This is a genomic window from Lysobacter olei (assembly GCF_054777355.1).
This window is the reverse complement of sequence record NZ_BAAHAT010000003.1, coordinates 53,997-76,570: the sequence shown is the minus strand read 5'-3', so window position 1 is coordinate 76,570 and position 22,574 is coordinate 53,997. Positions and strand designations below refer to the sequence as shown.

Genomic DNA, 22,574 nt, shown 5'->3' with positions numbered 1-22,574 from the left:
CTACGGGTTCAGGCGGTGGCGAGACGCATGTCGATGCGCTTGCCGGGATGGGGGTCGGGGGGCGTGGGCGATTGCAGCATCTGCGCCAGCGTCACGGCGCGCAGGGCATCGGCCACGACATCGTTGATCCGCCGCCAGTTGGCGCGGATGCCGCATTGCTGCTCGATGCCGCAGTTGCCTTCGTGGACGCTGCATTCGGTCATGCCGAGCGGTCCTTCCATGGCCTCGACTACGTCGAACAGGGTGATCGTGTCGGCGGGGCGGGCCAGGCGGTAACCGCCGTTGGCGCCGCGGAAGCCTTCCACTAGCCCGGCCTGCGCCAGGGGCTTGAGCAGCTTGCTGACGGTGGGCGATTCCAGGCCCGCGCGCTCGGCCAGCTCTGATGCGCTGAGCACGGCATCGGACTGGGCGGCGAGGACGGTCAGGACGACCGTCGCGTAATCGGTGAGCTTGGTGACGCGGAGCATGGCCGGCAGGGGAGGGTAATCCGTACCGGAATTGTACGGTTTATCCGCTGCGGGGCCAAGCGCGGGAGCACGGAAGAACCCCGCCCCCGGGCGACCCGGTGGGCATGGATTCAGCAGGGGCTGCTGGATTCGGCAAAGCTGCCGGCAAGACGGGCGCCGCAGCGCCACGAGTGGCCGCGGTGAGCCCCTTTGGGCTTGGCGGGGTCAGCTTTGGGCAGGGGCCTGCGCAGCCGCCGATGCCGCCGGGGTGGCGATGCTGGCCGCCGGGACGCTCCCGGTCGGGACGGGCAACACCAGTTCGAAGTACGGCGGCCGCACCGGCTGCCCGGGCGGCACGAATGCCGGGGCCGGCTGGCCACCCGGGCCAAGCGAGCGCACGAAGCGGTAGATGGCGCGCCGGTCCTCCACGCTCATCGCGCGCAGGGCAAAGTCCGGCATGATCGGCCGGGTCTTCAGCTTGGCGCTGAAATCCAGCCACTGGGTTTCATCAAAGTCGGCCAGACGCAGGCGCAGGTTGGTCGCGTAGGTGGTGCCCCACGGGCCCTTGTAGCCCAGCGGCGAGCCGACCAGCCACTCCGAAGTGGGCACCTCACCTTGGCGCGTGCCGTAGTCCGGGGTGTGGCAGTCATTGCAGCCCGTCGTGCGGATCAGGTATTCGCCGCGCGCCAGCACTTCTGCATCGGTGGGGGCGGCGCTGGCCATGGCGGCAGGCGCCGCGGAACCGGCGGACGAGGCCTGCTGGCAGCCCGAGAGGGTAAACACGGCCGCCAAGGCGCCGAAGAACGCGTACTTGTTCATGTGTAGCAGGGTTTGTTGGTGAGTCTCGGGTAACGCGCCACCACCCGGAAACCGGACAGCGCCCGAAAGCTGGCGTTCAGCCAGCCAGGCCGCCCACCAGTGAGCCAATGAAATAGGTGAGCAGTCCCGCGCCGCCGCCGATCGCCAGCATCCGCAGCCCGCCGAGAAGGGGGCCACGCCCTGACAGCAGGCTCATCGCCGCGCCGGTGGCAAAAAGTCCCACCCCGGCCAGCGCCGCACCCACCCAGGCGGCCAACGGAAGCTGCTGGCCGAGGAAGAAGGGCACCAATGGCACCAGCGCGCCACCGGTGAAGGCGCCAAACGAGAACAGCGCCGCCCCCATCGGGGAGCCCAACTCATCCGGATTGAGCCCCAGTTCCTCGCGAGCCAACACATCCAGGGCATGTTTGGGGTCGGCGACCAGCCGTTGGGCGAAGGCGCGCGCCTCCTCCAGCGACACGCCGCGGGCCTGGTAGATCAGCGCCAGTTCTTCGGCCTCGGCCTCGGGGTACTTCTCGAGTTCGTCGCGTTCAAGCGAAATCTGGTGCTCAAATAGTTCGCGTTGCGAGCGCACCGAGACGAACTCACCTGCAGCCATCGACATCGCACCCGCGAGCAGCCCCGCGATGCCAGTGGTCAGTACCGTGCTCGTGCTGGCCGACGCCCCCACCATGCCCATGATCAGGCTGGCGTTGGAGACCAGGCCATCGTTGACCCCGAACACCGCCGCGCGCAGGTTGCCGCCACCAAACTGGCGGTGGCCACGGCCCACGTCATCCAGGCTTTGCGGCATGGCGTGGCCGGGCGGTGCGGCGCCGTAGGCCGACAGCCCGCGAACCTTCAGCGACACCAGCAGTGGCTTGATCCGACGCGGCCCCACCCGGCGCGCCAGCGCGGCCGCGAGCCGCGCGCGTGCCTCCGGCCTCAGGTCCGCCGCAGTCCCTTCGGCCCACCACTGCGCCGCCTGTGCTTCGGCTTCGCCCGCCAGTTGGGTGAACAAACCGCTGACGCGCGCCTCCGATTCCGCCTTCGCCAGTTGCCGGTACAGCCAAGCCGACTGCATCTCGTCCTGCCAGTGTGCGCGTGCGTTCATGGAGCCTCCTTGTGCTGGATGCAGTGTATGACTTGGGCAAACGCCGTGCGTAAGCGAGAATCAACCCACTTCCCGACCGGACCCGCCCATGCCGAGCAAGATCGCCGCCCGCCGTTCCGCCATCCACGGCAACGGGGTGTTTGCCACCGCTGCCATCAAAAAGGGCGAGCGCGTCGTCGAATACAAGGGCCGCCGCCGCACGCACGAGGAGGTGGACGCGGGCGATACCGGCGACGCCGACTCTGGCCACACCTTCCTGTTCACGCTCAACGACGAGTACGTGATCGACGCCAATTACGAGGGGGGCGTGGCGAAGTGGATCAACCACAGCTGTGACCCCAATTGTGAGGCGGTGCTGGAGGAAGACGACGGCGGCGACCCGCGCAAGGACCGGGTGTTCATCGAAGCCATCCGCGACATCGCCAAGGGCGAAGAGCTTTCGTACAACTACGGCATCACCCTGGCCGAGAAGCACACCAAGCGGCTGAAGGAGATCTGGGCCTGCCGCTGCGGCTCGCCCGCATGCACCGGCACCATGCTGCAGCCCAAGTCCGAGAAGAAGAAGGCGCGGCAGGAGGCGGAAAAGGCAGAGAAGCTGCGTCTTCACGCGATGCAGGACTAAGCGGAACCGCACGTCGCCTGTCCCCTTGTCCGCCTGTCACCGACGGCCCTTGTCCGTTGGCGCCTGGACAGCCGGGGGATCTCGTCCTCGCGCCACGTACCAAAGGGCGATGGTGGCGGCCGATTCGCCAAGCGACACTTGCGTTAAAGGCGCTCGCAGGCAGGGGCGCCGTCATCACCGGGTCCGCCAGGCGGCGGATGGCTCGAGGAGTCCCCCATGGAAGCTGTTGGAATGAGTTCGACGGGTTCGCGTTCGATTGAAGGCAAGGTTGCGGTCGTCACCGGCGCGGCCAGCGGCATTGGCAAGGCAATCGCGCAGGAACTGGCGCGTGGCGGCGCCATCGTGGCCATCGCCGACCTCAACCTGGCCGGCGCCGAAGCCGTGGCCGCCGAGATCACCGCTGCGGGCGGTCGCGCCATGGGCCTGGCGATGGACGTCACCGACGAAGACGCGGTCAATGCCGGCATCAATGGCGTCGCCGCGCAATTCGGTGGCATTGACATCCTCGTGTCCAATGCCGGCATCCAGATCGTCAACCCGGTCGAACAATTTGCCTACGCCGACTGGAAAAAGATGCTGGCGATCCACCTCGACGGCGCGTTCCTGACCACCAAGGCCGCGTTGCCGTACATGTACGCCGAAGGTGCCGACGGCAAGTCGCGCGGTGGCACGGTGATCTACATGGGCTCGGTGCACTCGCACCTGGCCTCGCCGCTGAAATCGGCCTACGTCACCGCCAAGCACGGCCTACTGGGCCTGTCGCGCACGCTGGCCAAGGAGGGCGGCAAACGGGGTGTGCGGACCCACGTGGTATGCCCGGGGTTCGTGCGCACGCCGCTGGTGGACAAGCAGATTCCGGAGCAGTCGCGTGAACTGGGCATCAGCGAGGAGGAAGTGGTCAGCCGGGTGATGCTGGGCGGCACGGTGGATGGCATCTTCACCACGGTGGAGGATGTGGCGCAAACCGTGCGCTTCCTCACGGAATTCCCAAGCGCGGCGCTGACCGGGCAGAGCTTCGTGATCAGCCACGGCTGGCACATGCAGTAACGGTGTCATACGGGCGGCGGCCCTTTGGGGCCGGCGCCTTGGGGTTCGACAGCGGCCCCGGGCAGGCGGTGTGAAGGGGACCGAACACGCCCGGCGATCGGGCTCTCGCCCCGAGGATGCAGCTGAACGGCAAAAGGTTGCCGTGACTTGTGCCAGACGGCGGGACGGAAAGGGCCGGGTAGGATGCGCGCCACTCCTGCCATTGACGGCCCGCCGCTCCCCATGCGTTCAGCCCTTGCCCTTGCCATCCTATCTGCCCTTGCGCTGCCCGTTCAGGCAGTGGAGATCGATGGCCGCATCGACCCGGCCGAGTGGGCCGACGCCCGCCACATCACCGAATTCCGCCTGACCCAGCCGTTGACGTGGGGCGCCGCGCCGCAGCCGACCGAAGCGTGGGTCAAGTCCACGCCTGAAGGCTTGGCCGTCGCATTCCGCAACCACCAGTCGGCCGACGTGCCGCGCACGCGCCACCGCACGCGCCGCGACGAAGACGCCCCCATGGACCGCGTCAACGTGATCGTGGACTTCGACGGCGACGGCCGCACCGGCTACGACTTCATGGTCACCCTGGCCGACGGCATCGCCGACGAGATCGTCACCAACGAATCCAGTTTCCGCGACGACTGGGACGGCAATTGGCAGCACGCCGTGACCGAGGACGAAGCGGGGTGGAGTGTCGAGATCCTGATCCCTTGGTACATCGCGCCCATGCGCAAGGCCAACGGCGACACGCGCACCATCGGCCTGTACCTGGACCGCGTGATCGGCGCCACCGGTGAGCGCGTGGCGTCGGTCAACGCCAACTGGGTGCGCCCGCGCTTCATCTCTGACTTCGAGAAGGTGGGGGTGACCGCCTACACCCAATCGCTGCTGGCGGTGACGCCGTACGTGGTCGGCGTGCACGACCAGGTGGGTGGCCACCAGCACACCGATGCCGGTGCGGACATTTTCTGGAAGCCCAATGGCCAGACCCAACTCACCGCCACCATCAACCCGGATTTCGGGCAGGTCGAAAGCGACGACCTTGTCGTCAACTTTGGCGCCGAGGAGACCTTCTTCAGCGACAAGCGTCCGTTCTTCACCGAAAACCAGGGCGTGTTCGACTTCGGGCTGCTGCTCGACAACAGCCAGCTGATCTACACGCGCCGCGTGGGCGGGCATTCGGACGACGGCCGTGGCCCGGCCGAGATCGCTGCGGCAGCCAAGCTCAATGGCAGCCTGGGCGCTACCAACTATGGCGTGATGCTGGCCGAGGAAAAGGGCGACGCCGGGCGCTCGTTCAGCGCGCTGCGCCTGCAGCGCGAACTGGGCACGCACTCGCTGGGCTTGCTCGCCACGCACGTGGACCGTCCGTGGCTGCAGCGCGAGGCCAGCGTGGTCGGCGTGGACCACCGCTGGAAGGCCGGTGACAAAGTCACGATCACGGCCAACGCGGTGGTCAGCGATGTCCGTGACGACAATGTGCGGGACGTCGCGGGGGTGCCAACCACGGTGGCCGATGACAGCCGTGATTATGGCGCCACGCTCGTGGTCAACTACGAGATGAACCCGCGCTGGCGTCACCAGTGGCTGGCGATGCATTTTGGTGGTGCGTTCGAGGTCAACGATTTCGGCTACCTGTCGCGCAATGACCTCAACTACGGCCATTGGCAGCTGAGCCGTCGGTTCACCGACCTTCCCTCCGACAGCGTTTACTCCGCGATCGACCTGCGCCTGCGCGCGATTGGCATCGACAACGACGATGGGCTGCGTCTGCAGCGCCAGTTCCGCGCCATCGCCCAGAGCCAGCGTCGCGACGGCGGCGAGGAGTTCGCCCAGCTCAATGTCGACAGCGCCTCCTACGACGACCTGCTGACCCGCGGTGGCCATGCGCTTTACCGCCCGCCCAACGCCAGCCTCAACTGGGAGCGATTCCGCCCGCGCAAGGGGGACTGGTCGTGGAAGGCCGAGGTATCCGTCAGCGGTGGGGGGTTGTCAGGCAACCGGCAGCTGGCCTTGGACACCTACATTGAACCCACTTACTACGTCAGCGACGCACTCAACGTGTTCGCCGGCCTGTCCACGGAGCTGACGCCGGATTGGTTGGTGTGGCAGTACGACAACGTGGTGGGCCGATACCGCGAGAGCGCGCTGTCGCTGTCGGCGGGCGTGAACTGGGCGATGGGTGAGCGACAGGAACTGCGCGTGAAGCTTCAGGCCATCGGCCTGGACGCGGAACTGGAGGAGGCGGTGGAGGTGCAGCCCGATGGCCGCGCGCGGACCGTCGTGCCCACGGGTGCGCCGGTGACCGACTTCAGCCTGCGCAACCTTGGCTTCCAGGTGCGGTATCGCTACGAGCTGGCACCGCTTTCGAACCTGTACGTCGTGTACGGCCGCGGCGGCTACATGCTGGACGAATTCTCCAGCGGGGCGGGCGAGCAGTGGCGCGACAGTTTCAGTCTGCGCGATAGCGAGCAGCTGTTGGTGAAGCTGGCCTACCGCTTCGAGCTCTGAGCCGGCCAAGCGCGCCCGGCCGCGGCGTGCGTGGCCGGGTCAGGCGTCTGCATGCCAGTCGGCAGGCGGCAGGATGCGGAACAGGCCGTCGCGCTGCGCGCGGCGTGCCAGTGCCAACACCGCCTTGTCGCGGCTCAGCAACCACCGAGCGCCGCACGCATGGGCGAGTTGCAGGAACTTCTGGTCGTCGGGATCGGCGCAGCGGGGAAGTCGAGGGCCGACCGCGGCCCCTGGCGACGTCGCGCTTGCGACGCCCTGTTCCTCGACGCTGGATTGCGGCGCGTTGCCCCGGCTGTCCGTTGCGGCGATGGCATCGTCAAAGTTCAGCACCAGCGCGTCGTGCGCCGTGATGGCGGCCGCGATGGCCCTCTCGTCCAGCTTCAGCGTCGGGTAGCGCAGCACGTGCAGCCATTCCTCGCGGCATGCGCCGTTGGTGACCGCCACGACCTCGCCTTGCTGCAGCGCCTCAAGCAATCCCGCCACATTGGGCTCGGCAAACACGAAGAGGTCGAGGCAGACGTTCGTATCCAGCACGACCCGCGGCGGCGTTGTGGCCACCCCGGGCGGGCCGCTGGACGGATCGGGCAAGGTCGTCAATGGCACGGCGGCCGCGTGAGCGGTGCAATCGCTTACTGCACTTCGCGCAGGTCGGCCGTCGCAATGCGCCACGCCCGCTGCTCGGCGGTGGCGCCATCGACCACGGCGCGGCGCAGCGTGAAGGCGCCGGTCAGGCGGCGCTCGCTGCCATCCCGCAGCGTGGCGCGCAGGGTGACCGGTACTTCCACGAAGCGCGAACCCGCCGCAGCATCCACACGGCCGGGCGCCTGCAGTTCCACCGAGATGCCGGTTGTGTCGGCAAAGCCGTCCGCAAAGCCTTGGGGCGACTGCCCGCTGGCGCGGCCGCCGTCGGCCCACAGCGCGTACGCGCGGCCAAAGTTGCCGCTGTTGATCGCGGCGAAATAATCGCGCAGCACCGTGACCGCATCGGCCGCGCTGGGCTCGTCCGCGGTGGCTTCCGTCCCGTCCGCCGGCACGCCTTCCACGGGCACGCCGTCCAGGGCCACGCCTTCGGGAAGCACGGGGTTGCCGTTCTCGTCGAGCGCCACCTCCGGCGGCGGCAGCTCCACGCCCTGCGCGCCGATCGGACCCGGGCCTGGACGGTCGGGCATGCCGGTCACGCTGCCACTGGCGCCGGCCGGCACCGGCAGCGCGCCATCCACTTCGCCGTTGGGGCCTTGGCCCGGGTTCTTGTCGTCCTTGCCGCAGGCGGCCAGCAACATCAGGGCAACGAGAAGGGCGGCGGGGCGGAGCAGGGGCATGTCAGTTGTCCAGGTTGACCACGACCAGTCCGTTCTGGATTTCAGTCGTGCCGATGCGGCGCGAGCCCAGACGGTCCAGCAGGGTGTTGTCGAAGCGGTAGACGGGCTCGGTGCGCGCGTAGTCGCCTAGCCAGGTGTTGAGCAACTGCCGCGTGCTGGTGTTCATCGCGCCGCCCAGCATGGGCACGTCCACGTTTTCCAGCGCCGGCTGTTCCAAATGCAGGCCGCGGGTGGACGGATCAAACCGGAGCGCGCTGGACAGCGCGAAGCGGCCGTTGGGTCGCGAGCTGTCGCTGCCCAGCGCGCCCACGCCCAGGTCGAAGTCCACGCGCAGCCGGCGGCTACCCTGCGGAATGGACAGGCGCGGGTTCATCAGCGTGATCGACACCAGCCCACCAAGGCGCTCGTAGTGCTTCGGGAAGTTGCGGTCCAGCGAGCCCTGCAACTGCAGCGGGGTGAAGGTGAGCTGGTTGCCCAGCAACGCGCCGACCGCATTGAGCGTGGAGCAGCCGGCGATGACCAGCACGGTGACGAGGGCGAGCAGGGCGACAAGGAGGGGGCGGCGCATGACGGTGTCCCGATGGGGTGAAGCCCCCACCTTAGGCAGCGGGAGTGAATGGTGAGTCAGTGCGGCGGGCAGGGCAAGCCGCGAGGCGAGGCATTGGCAGCGGCGGCACTGGGGCGCGGAAGCTCAGCCCGCGCGGCGCAGGGTGGCTGGCAGTGCCGCCTCGACAGCGGCCCAGTCGCGTTTGCGGGCCTCGGTGAACGCCCACCACGGTCGGGCATCGTCACGCTCGATGAACGCGACGGCGGCCATCAGGGTGTCCAGTACGCAGGGGTCGTGGCGTGACTCCGTCAGCCGGCACAGGCGCAGGTACAGGGCCACCGGGTCCTGCCCGTCCAACTGCATGGGGGTCTCGATGCCGAGCAGACGGAGATCGCCTGCCATGGCCGGGCCGACGTTGGGGATGTCGGTGAGCCGGTGGGCCTCGGTGGCGCGGTTGGCTTTGGGCATGGAGTCACAGGGCCTGTGGAGTGGTGCCAGCGTACTGCAGTGCGCGGCGGGACCGCCGCATGGCCGTGACTTGTGGCGCACGCGCACGGGGCCATGGCGGGCCAGACTGGGCATACGGCCACTGCGCAGGGAGCGCTACCGTCATGGGGACCGTGTTCTGGATTCGGCGGTTTCTCGTGGTGCTGACAAGCGCCTTTCTGATCATTGCAGCGGCGCATTGGCTGCGGGGGCGCGGACTGCATTACGCGGTCACTGAGGCGAGCCTGTGGGCGCTCATAACCGCGGCCGTGTCCACCGCGGCACGCGCGTACCAGTCGCGGCGCGGCCAGCACTGTGCGATATGCAAGGACACTCCCGAGTCCCATCTGCCCACGGGCGGTTCGGGGCAATAATGGCAGTCAGGCGGATAGCCGCCCATTGGCTCGCACAGGTCCCCACAAGGAAGGCACATGAACGCCGCGACGCTGAGACCACATGCACTGAAATGGTTTGTCGCGACCGCGCTGCTGGTGTACCTGGGCAACTACATGATCGCGTCGCAGTACGCGGCGCGTGGGCCTGGCCCATTTCCGGAGTGGGCCGTGGCGGTGGACGTGTTCTTGTTGGTGCCCGCGCTGTACCTGCTGGTGGTCGGGCCTCCACTGAAGAAGGCGCTGCTGGGCGTATTCGCGCTGCTCTCGTTCGGCGTGCTGGCCGGCTCGTGGATCATTCCCGAAGGTGACAAGTCAGCCTGGCGCTGGCTGGAACAGGTGCGTTGGGTCTATCTTGGCGCGCTCCTGATTGCGCAGCTGACACTGCTGACCACCGCATTGACGGACATCGCGCGCGCGGGCGGTGCACCCAACCTGGAAACCGCGGTCAATGCCGTCATCGAGAAGCGTGTGAAGGATGAAGGCATTGCGCGCCTGCTGCAGGCCGACGCGCGCATGTGGATCTACCTGTTCGTGCGCAACGCGGACCGCTTCCAGTTCCCGCAGCCCGCGTTCCTGGGCGCGCGCCACGATGCGAACGCCGCGAACCAGTTGGCGTTCGTGGTGCTGGTCGCCGCCGAGATTCCCATCGCCCACGTGCTGCTGCACCTGTACAACCCCACGCTGGCGGTGGTGGTGTCGGCACTGAGTGTCTACGGATGGGCTTTCCTGTACGCCGAGTACCGCGCCACGTTGCTGCGCGCGACTACCTTGGAAGAGGATGGCCTGCACATTCGTAGCGGTGTGCTGGGCGATGTGGTGGTGCCTTATCACGCCATCAGGTCGATCGAGCGCCCCACTCACCGGCCGCGTCGGGCAAAGCATTCGTTGCGCCTTGTTGGCACTGCGTCGGCCAACTTGACGCTGGTGCTGCGGGACGGCACGGAGCTGCAGGGGCTGTTCGGTGCCCGTCGCGTGGATCGGGTGCATCTGGCGATCGATGAGCCAGGGCGACTGGTCGACGCACTTGACGCGCGTGTCTCTGGCTGATGCCAGTCAGGCCCATGGCGGAGCATCGCGCCTGGGGATCAGGGCTGTTCAGCCAGTGAGCGCGAATTTTTCGGGCCGTTTTTCCAAAAAATTAACTCTTGGCTCGGTTACTCTGGCCCCGGTTGCCGCACTCAGGGCCGGCAACCGTTGTTGCCAGATAATTGCCCTACTCAGAACGGAGTCTGCGATGAGAACTGCTCTATTGGTTGTTGCATTGCTGTGGTGCGGTGCGAGCATTGCCGGTGAGAAGGCTCAGGTTGTCCGCGATGGCGACAAGCCTGCCCAGGAGGACGGCGTTGTCTGCGAACGCAAAAAGGTGCTCGGAAGCAACCGCACCGAGCGCGTGTGCATGGCCGCGGCGCAGCGTACGGCTGCCAAGGAAAAGGCGCAGTCGGACCTCCAGCGATTGGGTCGGTGCAGCGGCAACGACTCGCTGTGCTCCGGTACCCTGTGACCCGATAGTCACGTCGCCCATCGCGCGTGCTGCCCAGCCAAGCCTTCTCCAAGGCTTGGCTGGGTCTGGATGGCGGGAGACGGCTAGTCCTCCTCCACCCTTGGCTTGAACGCCTCCATCAGCTTCTGCTGCACCTGCGCCGGCACCGGCTCATAGTGGCTGAAATCGAGCGAGTAGCGGCCACGACCGGCCGTGACTGACTTGAGCTCCGCCGCGTAGCCCTCCAGCTCCGAAAGCGGCACCTGTGCCCGGACCACAATCTCGCCACCGCCACCTCGTGCGGCGTCGGTGCCGTTGATGCGTGCACGCTTGCCGGCCAGCCCGCCGCTGATGTCGCCCATGTGCTGCTCGGCGGCACTGACCTCAAGGTCGACGATCGGTTCGAGTACTTGGGCACGGGCTTTTGAAATGGCATCCAGAAACGCCTTCTTGCCCGCTGCGACGAAGGCGATCTCCTTGCTGTCGACGGGATGGTGCTTGCCGTCGTACACGATCACGCGCACGTCCTGTATCGGGTAGCCGGCGACGGCGCCCTGCTGCAGCACCTGGCGCACGCCTTTCTCCACTGCCGGCAGGAACTGGCCAGGAATCGTGCCGCCCTTCACCTCGTCCACGAACTCGAAGCCGCTACCGCGCGGCAGCGGCTCGATGCGCAGGAACACCTCGCCGAACTGGCCCGCACCGCCGGTCTGCTTCTTGTGCCGATGGTGGCCTTCGGCCTTGCTGCTCACGGTCTCGCGGTACGCGATACGTGGAGGCCGCGCCTTGACCTCCACGCCAAAGCGCTCCTTCAGCCGGTCCAGGTTGATGCGCAGGTGCAGGTCGGAAAGGCCGCGAACCACGGTCTCGTTGGTCTCGGCCTCGTGTTCGACGTGGAAACACGGGTCTTCCTCGGCCAGCTTGTGCAGTGCATTCGCCAGCTTCTGCTCCTGTCCCTTGCTCGCTGCTTCGATGGCCAGCCCGAACATCGGCTTGGGAAAGTCCAAGGGGGCGAGGTGGATCTGGTCCTCGTCGTGGCTGTCGTGCAGCACCGCATCGAAGTGCAGCTCGTCGACCTTGGCCACCGCGGCGATATCACCGGGCACGGCCTGCTCGATTTCAACGTGCTCCTTGCCCTTGAGCTTGAACAGGTGCCCGACCTTGAACGGCTTCTTGCCGTCATCGACGAACAGTTGTGTGTCCTTTTTCACCGTGCCCTGGTACACGCGGAACACGCCGAGCTTTCCGACGAAGGGGTCGTTGACGATCTTGAACACATCGGCGATGACATGCGCCGACGGATCGGCACGCGCTTCAATGGGCTCCGGACCGTGGCCGTTGAGCTTGTGGAACGCGGGCGGGTTGGCTTCACCGGGGTTGGGGAACAGGTGCTCGGCCACGTCCAGCAGTTCCTTCACGCCGACGCCGCTGCGGGCAGAGCAGAACAGCACCGGGATCAGGTGGCCTTCGCGCAGGCATTGCTCGAAGGCATCGTGCAGTTCCTGGCCGGACAGCCCGCCTTCGCCCAGATCCAGGTAGTGCTCCATCACCGTTTCGTTGATCTCGACCACCTGGTCGATGATCTTCTGATGCCACTCAGCGACCGGGCCCAGGTCGGATTCGCCACTGGTGCTGCCAAAGCAGTCCACCACGCGCTTGCCACCTTCGGCGGGCAGGTTGATCGGCAGGCACTCCGGGCCGATGTCCGTGCGCAACGCCTCCAGCACGCCGGCGCAGTCCGCTTCGCCGTGGTCGATCTTGTTGATCACGATGGCGCGGCACAGGTTGCGCGCCTTGGCGTACTCGAGCATGCGGCGCGTGCCGTATTCCACGCCGCGATCGGCATCGACCACCACCAGCACGGTTTCCACCGCCGCCAGCGCGGACAACGCAGGGCCGCGGAAGTCCGGATAGCCCGGGGTATCGATCAGGTTGAGGTGGATGCCTGCATGGTCAGTGCTGGCAATGGCGGCATCCATGGAATGGCCGCGCTGCTTCTCCATCGGATCGAAGTCGGAGACCGTGCTGCCGCGTTCGATCGTACCTGCCGTCTGGAGGGTGCCGCCGGCGTGCAGCAGGGCTTCGAACAGCGTGGTTTTGCCGGCGGCGGGGTGGCCTGCGAGGGCCACGTTGCGGATGGACGTTGTGCTGTAGGACATGAGCGGACTTCTCCCTGTGACAAGGGTCGGAAGGCCGTCATGGCTGTCCGCGCTTTGCGCCGGAGCGGTCTGGCGCTCGGCGGGCGGTCATGGCGGGGTGCCCGGCGGGGGGCCGGGCACCAAGGGTCACGCGAGTGGCGTTGCAGGTCAAGTCGGGGTGCCGTGCGCCCACTTAACGGTACGCGGAGTAGGCTGTGGCTCCCTCACGACACGGAGTGGCGCCATGGCTTTCAAACGTTATGCGGACGCGGTGTGGCACGGCGGACTGGAGGCGGGCAAGGGCACCATGAGCACGCCACAGAGCGGACTGTTTGCCAGCCAGAACTACTCGTTCAAGACGCGCTTTGGTGACGAAAAGGGCACCAACCCGGAGGAGCTGCTGGCGGCCGCGCACGCCGGCTGCTTCAGCATGGCGTTGTCGGCAGTGCTGGAAAAGGCCGGCTTCACCGCGGACAGCATCCAGACCCGTGCCGAAGTGACGATGGAGCCGGGCATGGAGCCGGGCCCGACGATCACTGGCGTCAACCTGGTGGTCAATGCCAAGGTGCCGGGCATCAGCCCCGAACAATTCGAGGAGATTGCCGAATCGGCCAAGGCCGGCTGCGTGATTTCGCGTGCGCTCGGGGTCTCGGTCACGATGTCCGCCATGCTGGTCAGTTGATCGCCGGGGCAGAGCATGGGGATTGGACACGCCGTGCTGGTGCACGGGGCGGGCGGTGGCGCGTGGGAGTGGAACCTGTGGCGCGGGCTGCTGGCCGCACGCGGCATGGGCGTTTCCGCGCCAGACCTGGTGCCTGCGGCGAATGGACTGGCCCTCACGGGGTTCGACGCTTACGAAACGCAGGTCGCGGCGGTGCTGCGGGTGGCGCCGCGGCCGCGTGCCTTGGTCGGGGCCAGCCTGGGCGGGCTGCTGGCCTTGCGCTGCGCCGGTGAGGCGGACGCGCTGGTCCTGGTGAACCCGTTGCCTCCCGCGCCGTGGAACGAGCCGATCCCGCGACCCGAGTTCCCGGACGTGGTGCCGTGGCGGCGAACCTCCCGACTGGAAGGCACGCGCCGTGCCTTGCCCGACAGCGACGACGCGACGGCGCTGTTCGCATTCCGGCATTGGCGGGATGAGTCAGGGCGCGTCTTGCGTGAAGCACGCCATGTGGTCGCGGAGCGTCCTCCCTGTCCGACGCTGTTCATCGCATCGGCCGATGACGAAGACGTTCCGTCGGCGGTGACCGAAGCGGTGGCACGCGCGTGGAAGGCCGAGTGTTGGCTCGTGCCGGGCGGGCATGTGTCTCCCTTGCTGGGGCGCCAGGCGAGCGCGTTGGCGAACCGCGTGGCGGACTGGCTGTCGGCGGCCTGAACGCTTCACAGGATCTTTACGTGGGTTCAGCCCGGTTTAACTGCGAGCCCCCGAGGATCACCGCACGCCATCCCGGCGTGTGGGAGCCCTGATGAACCGCCTTCTCGCCTCGTCCCTTGCACTTGCTCTTGCGGTCACCGTCGGCACCGCGTCGGCCCAGTCCTACGATGCCGGTCGTGACACCTACCCGGACATCTACGCCAACGCGACCGCGTCACAGGTCGACTACGCGCGCGTCGTCCGTGTCGATCCGGTGTTTGACGCCGGGTATGCGTCCAATCAGGGGCAGCGCTGCTACGACAGCCCGGCCTACGGTGGCGGCAATTACGACCCGTACCGCAATGGCCGCACCTACGACGGTTACCGTGACGACCGGCGTGATGGCTACTATGACCAGAACGGCAACTATCGCAGTGGCAGCCAGACCGGCAGCACCGTGGCGACGGTCGTCGGCGGCGTGGTGGGTGCAGTGCTCGGCAGTCAGGTGGGCGGCGGCTCCGCGCGATACGCGACTTCTGCCATCGGCTCGATGGTGGGTGGCATGGCCGGCAAGCAGATCTACGAACAGCAGCAACGCCAGCGCAATGCCACCACGCGTGTCTGCGATCCGGTGCCGGTCGATAGTCGCTACGGCAGCGAACGGGCGGTCAATGCCTACGACGTGACGTATGAGTACGCCGGTCGCCGCTACACCACGCGCACCAACCACCACCCGGGTGACCGGATCCGCGTACGCGTGGACGTGCGTCCGGAGTAAGCCTGCATCGTGGCGCAACGGTTCCGTTGCGCCACCTTGGGCGGGATTTCACAGGGGGAGGCACCAACCGGTTTAACCGGAAGGTGCCTTTTTCGTTTTGCGAGGGTGCACGGCTCAACCGCCGGTGTGCAGCGCGCGCGGTGGTCGGTCATTGAGTGCGGACAGCCCGGGGTCTTAGCGGTCCCAGGCGATGTGACCGGTCACGACGTCGCAGACGCGTCCACCGGACCAGACTTCCCCTTCGCCGTCCACGTGCAGGTCGATGATCGCGTCGTGCCCAACTTCGCGGCCCTGGCTGACACGGTAGCGGCCTTCGGCATTGGGCAGCGCGCCGCGCGCGGCCAGCCAGGCCGCCAGCGTGGCATTGGCCGCACCCGAAGCGGCATCTTCAAAGCGCGCGGGCGCGCCGACGAAGGCGCGCACGGCGTAGTAGTAGACCGGGTCGTCGCTGCGGGCATAGACGAACAGGCCCATCGACTCGGTGGCCTGGGCCAGGGCGCTGATGGCATCCCAGTCCGGTGTGGCCCCGCGCAGGGCGGTCTCGTTGGCGAGCTCGGCCAACCACCAGCGGCGGCCGCCATCCATCAGCACGGGCGGCAGCGCGCCGAGGGACAGGCCGCGCAGGGCGGGGGCCAGGCGCGGGTCCGTGGCCTCGGCCACTTCCACCACGCGCGCCTTGGGCGTGCGCACCGCGATGCTGCGGGTGGGTCCGTCACCTACTACCCGCAACGGCAGCACGCCGGCAATGCCTTCCTGCCACAGCAGGCCATCCTGCGGTGTGGCCAAGCCGGCCTGCATCACCGCATGTGCAGTGCCCACGCTGGGATGGCCGGCAAACGGCACCTCGCGCCGCGGGCTGAACATGCGCACGCGGTAGCTGGCCCCCGCCTGGGTGGGCGGGAAGACGAAGGTGGTCTCCGGCAGCCGGGTCCAGCGGGCGATGGCCTGCATGGTGGCGTCGTCCAGGCCTTCGGCGTCCAGCACCACGGCCAGGGGGTTGCCGGCACCGGGCCGGTCGGCGAACACGTCCAGTTGGACGTAGCGGCGGAGCGTCATGGGGGGACATCCTGGGGGGGAAAGCGCCGCCGTGGGGACGGGGCGCGAGGGGGGCATTCTAGGCCCTTGCCGCGATGCGCGTTCGTGCGGTTGCCGGTGCAATGGCCCAACACCCGCGGGCGGTTTCGGGGGACAATACGCGCCCTTTCCCCGGAGATCGAAAGTCCGTGTCGGCGCAATCGCAGCGTTGGGTTGTACTCAAGTTCGGTGGTACCTCCGTATCCCGCCGCAACCGTTGGGACACCATCGGCCGCATCGCCGCCAAACGGATGACCGGGGACGAGGCCCGCGTGCTGGTGGTGGTGTCCGCGCTGTCGGGCGTGACCAACGAGCTGCAGGCCATTGCCAACGGCGACGGCATTGGCGGCCGTATCGCCGGGCTGGTGGAGCGGCACCGCGCCTTCTGCGCCGAACTGGACCTGGACGCCGATGCGGTGTTGGGCGAGCGCCTGACCGCCCTGCAGGGACTGGCCAGCGATCCGCGTGCGGCGACCCGCGCGCTGGACTGGCAGGCCGAGGTGCTGGGGCAGGGCGAACTGCTGTCGTCCACCATCGGTGCGGCGTATCTGCATTCGCAGGGACACGACTTTGGCTGGTGTGATGCGCGCAACTGGCTCAACGCCATCGCGCTGCCCAACCAGAGCGAGTGGGCGGGCCGGCTGTCGGTGAACTGCCGCACGCAGGCCGATGCGGGCTTTGCCGAGCGCTTCGCCGACCAGCCCACGGCCATGCTGATCACCCAGGGCTTCATCGCGCGGCATGGCGATGGCGGCACCGCGATCCTCGGGCGTGGTGGTTCGGATACGTCAGCCGCGTACTTCGGCGCGTTGCTCAAGGCCAAGCGCGTGGAGATCTGGACCGACGTGCCGGGTATGTTCAGCGCCAACCCGCGCGACGTGCCCGATGCACGCCTGCTCTCGCGCCTGCACTATGCCGAGGCGCAGGAAATCGCCACCACCGGTGCCAAAGTGCTGCACCCGCGCTCCATCGGCCCGTGCCGTGAGGCCGGCGTGCCGATGGCGATCCTCGACACCGAGCGCCCGGACGAGCTGGGCACGCGCATCGACGCGCTGGCCGCCACCGTGCCGGGCGTCAAGGCGATCAGCCGCCGCAACGGCATCGTGCTGGTGTCGATGGAAAGCATCGGCATGTGGCAGCAGGTCGGCTTCCTGGCCGATGTGTTCGAGCGCTTCAAGCGCCATGGCCTGTCGATCGACCTGATCGGTTCGTCGGAGACCAACGTCACGGTGTCGCTGGACCCCAGCGAGAACCTGGTCAACAGCAACGTGCTGTCCGCGCTGTCCGAGGATCTGGCTGAGGTATGCCGGGTCAAGGTGATCGCGCCGTGCGCGGCGATCACCCTGGTCGGCCGCGGCATGCGCTCGCTGCTGCACAAGCTGTCCGACATTTGGGCCACGTTTGGCCGCGAGCGCGTGCACCTGATCTCACAATCGTCCAACGACCTCAACCTGACCTTCGTCATCGACGAGGCCGATGCCGACGGCCTGCTGCCGCAGTTGCATGCCGAGCTGATCCGCTGCGGCGCAATGCCGGTGCAGGACGCCAACGTCTTCGGTCCAAGCTGGAAGGAGATTGCGCACGGCAAGGTGCAGCGCGAGACCCCGTGGTGGGCCATTGAGCGCGAGGCACTGTTGCAGGCCGCGCAGGCTGGGACGCCACGCTACGTGTACAACCTCGACACCGTGCGCGCCCGCGCCCGTGCGCTCGCGTCCATCACCGCCATCGACCGCTGCTTCTACGCCATCAAGGCCAACCCGCACCCCGCCATCCTCAAGGCCGTGGTGGCCGAAGGCTTTGGCCTGGAGTGCGTGTCGCAGGCCGAGTTGGACCACGTGTTCAGCGTGGTGCCCAACATGGCACCGCAGCGCGTGCTGTTCACCCCTAGCTTCGCGCCGCGCCGCGAGTACGAAGCCGCGTTCGCGCGCGGGGTCAACGTCACCTTGGACAACATCGAGGCGCTCCAGCGTTGGCCCGAGGTGTTCCGTGGCCGCACGCTGTGGCTGCGCCTGGACCTGGGCCACGGCGAGGGCCACCACGAGAAGGTGCGCACCGGTGGCGTGGCCGCCAAGTTCGGCCTGCCGGTGGCGCGCTTCGATGCGTTCGTCAGCGAGGCCAACAAGCTGGGCGTGCGCATCGGTGGGTTGCATGCGCACTTGGGCAGCGGCATCGACGATCCGCGTCACTGGCGGGACGTGTACGCCAACCTCGCGGGGCTGGCCGACAGCGTGGGCACCATCGAGTTCATCGACATCGGCGGTGGCCTGCCGATTCCGTACACGCCCGATGCGCAGGCCTTCGACCTGGCTGCGTGGCGCGCGGGGTTGGACGAAATCAAGGCGGAGTACCCGCGTTTCGGGCTGGTGATCGAGCCGGGCCGTTACCTGGTGGCCGAGTCCGGCGTGCTGCTGCTGTCCGTCACCCAGGTGGTGGAGAAGGACGGCGTGCGCCGCGTGGGTGGCGACGGTGGCATGAACGCACTGGTGCGCCCGGCCATGTACGAGGCGTACCACGGCATCCACAACCTGACCCGGCTGGATGACGCAGCGACGCAGACGTTTGACGTGGTCGGCCCGATCTGCGAGACCGGGGATGTGCTGGGCCACGGCCGCCTGTTGCCGGCCGCGACCGCCGAAGGCGACGTGCTGCTGGTGGCCGACGCGGGTGCCTACGGCATGGCGATGGCGAACACTTACAATCTGCGGGCCCTGCCGGCCGAGCAGGTGTTGGGAAAAACCGAGTGATGGGTGTGGACATGGGTGAGTGGCGGTTCCAGCGTGACGGCATCAAGGCGTTCCGGTTCGTGCGTTGCGAACTGGATGCGGCGACGGGCGTCGCGCGGCTGGTGTACGCCTTCGACGACGGTCCGGAGATGGTGGAGACCGTCACCATCCCGGGTGCCCCGTTCACCCTTGAGGGCGCGCGCGCCACGGCGGTGCAGCGTGCGCTGCAGTTGTTGCACCTGATCACCGGCGTGAGCTATTACAAGGCGGCCGTGCCGGAAGAGATCCGCATCGAGTCGTACACGATCGACGCCGATACCGCTGCGTTGCTGGAGTCGGTGTACGTGCACGGGCTGGGAGAGTTCGCCTACCGCAACGGCCTGAACCTGCACGGGAAGATTCGTTTCCCCCACACCACGTCGGCGGGTGCCGGAGATCCGGGCGCGGCAGCTGCCGCACCCGCGCTGGGCCTGCGTGAGCACGCGCTGGTCGCAATTGGCGGTGGCAAGGACTCGCTGGTCAGCATCGAGGCGTTACGCGCGCTGGGCATCGACCAGACCGTGACCTGGATCGGCGGTTCGCAGCTGATCAAGGCCTGCGCGGAGCGCACCGGCCTGCCCACGCTCAACCTCGGTCGCGCGCTGGCGCCGCAGCTGTTCGACTACAACCGCGAAGGCGCGTGGAACGGCCACATCCCGGTGACCGCGGTGAACTCCGCGATCATGGTGCTGGCCGCCCTGCTGCACGGCGTGGACCAGGTGGTGTTTTCCAACGAACGCTCCGCCAGCTACGGCAGCCTGATCGAGGGCACCGGCGAAGTGAACCACCAGTGGTCGAAGGGCTGGGCGTTCGAGTCGGCCTTCGGCGAGTACATCGAAAAGCACGTCGCCGCCGACTTCCACTACTACTCGCTGCTGCGCCCGCTCAGCGAGCTGGCCGTGGCGCGGCAGTTCACCCGCACCGACCGCTACGACGCGCACTTCAGCAGCTGCAACCGCAACTTCCACATCCTCGGCGAACGTCCGGCCAACCGCTGGTGCGGCGTGTGCCCGAAGTGCCATTTCGTGTTCCTGGCGCTGGCGCCGTTCATGCCCAAGCCGCGGCTGGTCGGCATCTTCGGCCGCAACCTGCTGGACGATGAGTCGCAGACCGGCGGCTACGACGCCTTGCTGGAATACCAGGACCACAAGCCGTTCGAATGCGTCGGCGAGGGCAAGGAGTCGCGTGCGGCCATGGCCGCGCTCGCCGCACGCCCCGAGTGGCGCGAGGACGCCCTGGTGAAGCGTTTCGCGCGCGAAATCCTGCCGCAGCTCGACGCCACCGCGCTGGCGATCGATCCGCTGCTGGTGATCGACAACGAACACCGCATTCCCGCCAAGCTGTGGGACCGCCTGCGTGCGCATCTCGCAGCTTGATGGCCAACGCGTCGCGCTCTGGGGCTGGGGCCGTGAAGGCCACGCGGCCTACCGGGTACTGCGTGAGCGTCTGCCACGCCTCCCACTGACGCTCTTCTGCACCGCAGAGGAGGTCGCGAACGCGCAGGGCTTGGGCGATCCACTCCTGGCGGTCGAAACCGCCGCCACCGCCGAGCGCCTGTCCGCCTTCGACGTGGTGGTGAAATCGCCCGGCATCAGCCCCTATCGGCCAGAAGCCGAGGCCGCCCGGGCGCACGGCACCCGCCTCATCGGCGGCACGGCGCTGTGGTTTGCCGAACACGCCGGGGCCGATGGCGTGGTGGCCGACACCGTCTGCGTCACCGGCACCAAGGGCAAGAGCACCACGACCTCGCTGCTGGCGCACCTGCTGCGCGCAGGTGGGCACGTCACCGCGCTGGCCGGCAACATCGGACTGCCGCTTCTGGAGCTGGCGGAGTCGCCCGCGCCGGCCTACCGGACCATCGAGCTGTCCAGCTACCAGACCGGCGACGTCGCCGATAGCGGCGCGCGCCCGGAAGTAGCGGTGGTGCTCAACATCTTCCCCGAACACCTGGACTGGCACGGCAGCGAAGCACGCTACGTCAAGGACAAGCTGCGCCTGTTGACCGGCGCGCGCCCCAAGATCGCGATCATCAACGCCAACGACCCGCATCTGGCCGGTCTGGCGCTGCCCGACAGCCAGGTGCACTACTTCGGTCATGCCGAAGGCTGGCACCTGCGCGAGGATCTGTTGTTCCGGGGCGACATGCAGGTCATGGACACGCTCCCCTTGCCGCTGCCCGGGCGTCACAACCGCAGCAACCTGTGCGCGGTACTCACGGCGATCGAAGCCTTGGGCCTGGATGCGGTCGCACTGGCCCCCCACGCGGCCAGTTTCAAACCATTGCCGCACCGCCTGCAGACCTTGGGCACGCGTGATGGCCTGACTTGGGTGAACGACTCGATCAGCACCACGCCGTTCGCCAGCCTGGCGGCACTGGACTGCTTCCGCAGCCGTCGCGTGGCCATCCTCGTGGGTGGCCACGACCGAGGCGTGGACTGGCACGCGTTCGCCGAGGCCATGCAGCACGAGGCACCACGGGCCATCGTCACCATGGGCCAGAATGGTCCGCGCATCCGCGAATTGCTTTCGCCGTTGGCCGGGGATGGGCGCTTTGCCTTGTCCGCGGCGGCCGATCTGGCCGACGCGATCGCGCAGGCGCGTGCCGCATTGGGCGACGAGGGCGTGGTGTTGCTGTCCCCGGGGGCACCGAGCTTCGGGCCATATCGCGACTACGTGGCGCGCGGGCGTCACTTCGCGCAGCTGGCGGGTTTCGACCCGGATATCATCAGCGCGATCCCGGGGCTGGGCATCGCCTGAGTCTCGGCGCGGGACGCCCGTTGGTCGAACTGGGGTGACACCGCAGCAGGCGCGGCCCGCATCTCGACACCCGGCGAATGCGTGTCGGCGTAAGCTTCGTCGACCGCCGCCCGAGGAGGTGCCGCCATGTCGCGCCTGATTGTCGCCGATCTTGCCTTGTTGCTTGCGCCCGCCGCCCGCGCGGCGATGGTTGAAAAGTCCGTGGAATGGACCGTTGGCCAAGACCGCTTCAGCGGCGTGCTGGTCTTTGACGATGCGGTGACCGCCAAGCGCCCCGGCCTGCTGATGGTTCCCGATTGGCGCGGCATCACCCCGCCCAACGTGGCGAAGGCACGCGACATTGCGGGCCGCGATTACGTGGTGTTGGTGGCGGACATATACGGCAAGGGCGTGCGGCCCAAGGACGACGCGGAGGCCCGCACACAGGTCACGAAGCTGTATGCCGATCGCCCCGCGTTGCGGGCCCGCGTCAACAAGGCGCTGGACGTGCTGAGGGCGCAGGCGGCACATGCCCCTGTCGATGTCTCGCGCATCGCCGCGCTGGGTTACTGCTTCGGCGGCGCCACGGTCCTGGAATTGGCGCGCAGCGGGGCTGACCTGGCCGGCGCGGTGAGCTTCCACGGGGGATTGTCCACCTCGATGCCCGCCGCGCCCGGCGCAGTGAAGGCCAGCCTGCTGGTCCTCAACGGCGCGGACGACAAGGGGACGGCCGGGGACATCGCGGGATTTGAGAAGGAGATGAACGCCGCGGGGGCCGACTGGCAGTTCGTCAACTTCAGCGGCGCCGTGCATTGCTTCGCGTTGCCGCATGCGAACCGCCCCGGTTGCATGTACAACGAACGGGCGGCCAAGCGGTCGGAACGGATGATGCGGGACTTCCTGGTCGAGCGCTTCACGCGCGCGCAGGAGTGACGTGCGTTACGGCCCCCTGGAGGGCGGACCATTGCCGTCGGGTGGCATGCTCGGC

20 protein-coding genes and 1 pseudogene are annotated in these 22,574 nt (G+C 67.8%); 12 read left to right on the top strand and 9 right to left on the bottom strand.

Annotation, left to right across the window (positions count from 1 at the left end):
* Positions 1-8 precede the first annotated feature (8 nt).
* The 3 genes from ACYVBS_RS05260 to ACYVBS_RS05250 form a co-directional block, all read right to left on the bottom strand.
* The gene (locus ACYVBS_RS05260) at positions 9-467 is read right to left on the bottom strand and encodes an SUF system Fe-S cluster assembly regulator (protein ID WP_460822266.1); all 459 of its coding nucleotides are present in this window, start codon (positions 465-467) and stop codon (positions 9-11) included.
* A 204-nt stretch (positions 468-671) separates the two neighbouring features.
* A complete protein-coding gene (locus ACYVBS_RS05255) occupies positions 672-1,265 on the bottom strand; it encodes a hypothetical protein (RefSeq protein ID WP_460822265.1) in 594 nt (197 codons plus the stop codon).
* Positions 1,266-1,341: 76 nt separating this feature from the next.
* On the bottom strand, positions 1,342-2,358 hold the full coding sequence (locus ACYVBS_RS05250) for a VIT1/CCC1 transporter family protein (protein ID WP_460822264.1): 1,017 nt from the start codon (positions 2,356-2,358) through the stop codon (positions 1,342-1,344).
* 88 nt (positions 2,359-2,446) lie between these two features.
* Between ACYVBS_RS05250 and ACYVBS_RS05245 the strand changes: the two are divergent.
* From ACYVBS_RS05245 to ACYVBS_RS05235, 3 genes and pseudogenes are all read left to right on the top strand, one after another.
* Positions 2,447-2,908: pseudogene (locus ACYVBS_RS05245) on the top strand (SET domain-containing protein); the annotation flags it as partial.
* A 303-nt stretch (positions 2,909-3,211) separates the two neighbouring features.
* The gene (locus ACYVBS_RS05240; protein WP_460822263.1) at positions 3,212-4,027 is read left to right on the top strand and encodes a 3-hydroxybutyrate dehydrogenase; all 816 of its coding nucleotides are present in this window, start codon (positions 3,212-3,214) and stop codon (positions 4,025-4,027) included.
* A 222-nt stretch (positions 4,028-4,249) separates the two neighbouring features.
* Complete coding sequence (locus ACYVBS_RS05235) at positions 4,250-6,520, top strand: DUF5916 domain-containing protein (RefSeq protein WP_460822261.1); 2,271 nt, start codon at positions 4,250-4,252, stop codon at positions 6,518-6,520.
* A 39-nt stretch (positions 6,521-6,559) separates the two neighbouring features.
* On the opposite strand, the gene ACYVBS_RS05230 is transcribed toward ACYVBS_RS05235, so the two are convergent.
* The 4 genes from ACYVBS_RS05230 to ACYVBS_RS05215 all read right to left on the bottom strand — a co-directional run bounded on the left by ACYVBS_RS05230 (position 6,560) and on the right by ACYVBS_RS05215 (position 8,854).
* On the bottom strand, positions 6,560-7,123 hold the full coding sequence (locus ACYVBS_RS05230; protein WP_460822260.1) for a PIN domain-containing protein: 564 nt from the start codon (positions 7,121-7,123) through the stop codon (positions 6,560-6,562).
* Positions 7,124-7,149: 26 nt separating this feature from the next.
* Entirely contained in the window at positions 7,150-7,839 is a 690-nt protein-coding gene (locus tag ACYVBS_RS05225; RefSeq protein ID WP_460822258.1) for a hypothetical protein, read from the bottom strand.
* A 1-nt stretch (position 7,840) separates the two neighbouring features.
* A complete protein-coding gene (locus ACYVBS_RS05220; RefSeq protein WP_460822257.1) occupies positions 7,841-8,407 on the bottom strand; it encodes a DUF1439 domain-containing protein in 567 nt (188 codons plus the stop codon).
* 123 nt (positions 8,408-8,530) lie between these two features.
* The gene (locus tag ACYVBS_RS05215; RefSeq protein ID WP_460822255.1) at positions 8,531-8,854 is read right to left on the bottom strand and encodes a helix-hairpin-helix domain-containing protein; all 324 of its coding nucleotides are present in this window, start codon (positions 8,852-8,854) and stop codon (positions 8,531-8,533) included.
* Positions 8,855-9,303: 449 nt separating this feature from the next.
* On the opposite strand from ACYVBS_RS05215, the gene ACYVBS_RS05210 reads away from it, so the two are divergent.
* Together ACYVBS_RS05210 and ACYVBS_RS05205 are read left to right on the top strand one after the other, a co-directional pair.
* The gene (locus tag ACYVBS_RS05210) at positions 9,304-10,314 is read left to right on the top strand and encodes a hypothetical protein (protein ID WP_460822253.1); all 1,011 of its coding nucleotides are present in this window, start codon (positions 9,304-9,306) and stop codon (positions 10,312-10,314) included.
* A 187-nt stretch (positions 10,315-10,501) separates the two neighbouring features.
* Positions 10,502-10,768, top strand: coding sequence for a hypothetical protein (locus ACYVBS_RS05205; protein WP_460822252.1), 267 nt, complete (start codon positions 10,502-10,504; stop codon positions 10,766-10,768).
* An 83-nt stretch (positions 10,769-10,851) separates the two neighbouring features.
* Here the strand turns inward: ACYVBS_RS05205 and fusA are convergent, their stop codons facing one another.
* On the bottom strand, positions 10,852-12,906 hold the full coding sequence (fusA, locus tag ACYVBS_RS05200; RefSeq protein ID WP_460822251.1) for an elongation factor G: 2,055 nt from the start codon (positions 12,904-12,906) through the stop codon (positions 10,852-10,854).
* 223 nt (positions 12,907-13,129) lie between these two features.
* Between fusA and ACYVBS_RS05195 the strand changes: the two genes are divergently transcribed.
* The 3 genes from ACYVBS_RS05195 (at position 13,130) to ACYVBS_RS05185 (ending at position 15,014) form a co-directional block, all read left to right on the top strand.
* A complete protein-coding gene (locus ACYVBS_RS05195; protein ID WP_460822250.1) occupies positions 13,130-13,567 on the top strand; it encodes an OsmC family protein in 438 nt (145 codons plus the stop codon).
* A gap of 15 nt (positions 13,568-13,582) precedes the next feature.
* Entirely contained in the window at positions 13,583-14,257 is a 675-nt protein-coding gene (locus ACYVBS_RS05190) for an alpha/beta hydrolase (RefSeq protein WP_460822249.1), read from the top strand.
* A 91-nt stretch (positions 14,258-14,348) separates the two neighbouring features.
* The gene (locus ACYVBS_RS05185) at positions 14,349-15,014 is read left to right on the top strand and encodes a glycine zipper 2TM domain-containing protein (RefSeq protein ID WP_460822248.1); all 666 of its coding nucleotides are present in this window, start codon (positions 14,349-14,351) and stop codon (positions 15,012-15,014) included.
* A 174-nt stretch (positions 15,015-15,188) separates the two neighbouring features.
* Here ACYVBS_RS05185 and ACYVBS_RS05180 read toward each other — a convergent pair whose 3' ends face one another.
* Entirely contained in the window at positions 15,189-16,070 is an 882-nt protein-coding gene (locus tag ACYVBS_RS05180) for a PhzF family phenazine biosynthesis protein (protein ID WP_460822247.1), read from the bottom strand.
* A gap of 167 nt (positions 16,071-16,237) precedes the next feature.
* Here ACYVBS_RS05180 and ACYVBS_RS05175 point away from each other — a divergent pair, with 167 nt between their 5' ends.
* The 4 genes from ACYVBS_RS05175 to ACYVBS_RS05160 all read left to right on the top strand — a co-directional run bounded on the left by ACYVBS_RS05175 (position 16,238) and on the right by ACYVBS_RS05160 (position 22,519).
* Positions 16,238-18,832: a bifunctional aspartate kinase/diaminopimelate decarboxylase gene (locus ACYVBS_RS05175; protein WP_460822245.1), complete on the top strand. Its 2,595-nt coding sequence runs from the start codon at positions 16,238-16,240 to the stop codon at positions 18,830-18,832.
* Positions 18,833-18,843: 11 nt separating this feature from the next.
* Positions 18,844-20,226 (top strand): UDP-N-acetyl-alpha-D-muramoyl-L-alanyl-L-glutamate epimerase, encoded by a 1,383-nt coding sequence (gene murL, locus ACYVBS_RS05170; RefSeq protein ID WP_460822617.1) that lies wholly within the window; start codon positions 18,844-18,846, stop codon positions 20,224-20,226.
* Positions 20,207-21,607, top strand: coding sequence for a UDP-N-acetylmuramoyl-L-alanine--D-glutamate ligase (murD, locus tag ACYVBS_RS05165; protein WP_460822244.1), 1,401 nt, complete (start codon positions 20,207-20,209; stop codon positions 21,605-21,607). Before murL ends, murD begins: the two co-directional genes overlap by 20 nt.
* A 126-nt stretch (positions 21,608-21,733) precedes the next feature.
* Positions 21,734-22,519, top strand: a complete 786-nt coding sequence (locus tag ACYVBS_RS05160) for a dienelactone hydrolase family protein (protein WP_460822242.1) — start codon at positions 21,734-21,736, stop codon at positions 22,517-22,519.
* Positions 22,520-22,574 lie beyond the last annotated feature (55 nt).

Bases quoted from the DNA above. Each gene is read 5' to 3' on its own strand.
- murL (WP_460822617.1), top strand. From the start codon at position 18,844: ATGGGTGAGTGGCGGTTCCAGCGTGACGGCATCAAGGCGTTCCGGTTC.
- ACYVBS_RS05235 (WP_460822261.1), top strand. From the start codon at position 4,250: ATGCGTTCAGCCCTTGCCCTTGCCATCCTATCTGCCCTTGCGCTGCCC.
- ACYVBS_RS05260 (WP_460822266.1), bottom strand. From the start codon at position 467: ATGCTCCGCGTCACCAAGCTCACCGATTACGCGACGGTCGTCCTGACC.
- ACYVBS_RS05180 (WP_460822247.1), bottom strand. From the start codon at position 16,070: ATGACGCTCCGCCGCTACGTCCAACTGGACGTGTTCGCCGACCGGCCC.
- ACYVBS_RS05240 (WP_460822263.1), top strand. From the start codon at position 3,212: ATGAGTTCGACGGGTTCGCGTTCGATTGAAGGCAAGGTTGCGGTCGTC.
- ACYVBS_RS05160 (WP_460822242.1), top strand. From the start codon at position 21,734: ATGTCGCGCCTGATTGTCGCCGATCTTGCCTTGTTGCTTGCGCCCGCC.
- ACYVBS_RS05185 (WP_460822248.1), top strand. From the start codon at position 14,349: ATGAACCGCCTTCTCGCCTCGTCCCTTGCACTTGCTCTTGCGGTCACC.
- ACYVBS_RS05250 (WP_460822264.1), bottom strand. From the start codon at position 2,358: ATGAACGCACGCGCACACTGGCAGGACGAGATGCAGTCGGCTTGGCTG.
- ACYVBS_RS05225 (WP_460822258.1), bottom strand. From the start codon at position 7,839: ATGCCCCTGCTCCGCCCCGCCGCCCTTCTCGTTGCCCTGATGTTGCTG.
- ACYVBS_RS05210 (WP_460822253.1), top strand. From the start codon at position 9,304: ATGAACGCCGCGACGCTGAGACCACATGCACTGAAATGGTTTGTCGCG.
- ACYVBS_RS05215 (WP_460822255.1), bottom strand. From the start codon at position 8,854: ATGCCCAAAGCCAACCGCGCCACCGAGGCCCACCGGCTCACCGACATC.
- ACYVBS_RS05255 (WP_460822265.1), bottom strand. From the start codon at position 1,265: ATGAACAAGTACGCGTTCTTCGGCGCCTTGGCGGCCGTGTTTACCCTC.
- fusA (WP_460822251.1), bottom strand. From the start codon at position 12,906: ATGTCCTACAGCACAACGTCCATCCGCAACGTGGCCCTCGCAGGCCAC.
- ACYVBS_RS05190 (WP_460822249.1), top strand. From the start codon at position 13,583: ATGGGGATTGGACACGCCGTGCTGGTGCACGGGGCGGGCGGTGGCGCG.
- ACYVBS_RS05220 (WP_460822257.1), bottom strand. From the start codon at position 8,407: ATGCGCCGCCCCCTCCTTGTCGCCCTGCTCGCCCTCGTCACCGTGCTG.
- ACYVBS_RS05205 (WP_460822252.1), top strand. From the start codon at position 10,502: ATGAGAACTGCTCTATTGGTTGTTGCATTGCTGTGGTGCGGTGCGAGC.
- ACYVBS_RS05195 (WP_460822250.1), top strand. From the start codon at position 13,130: ATGGCTTTCAAACGTTATGCGGACGCGGTGTGGCACGGCGGACTGGAG.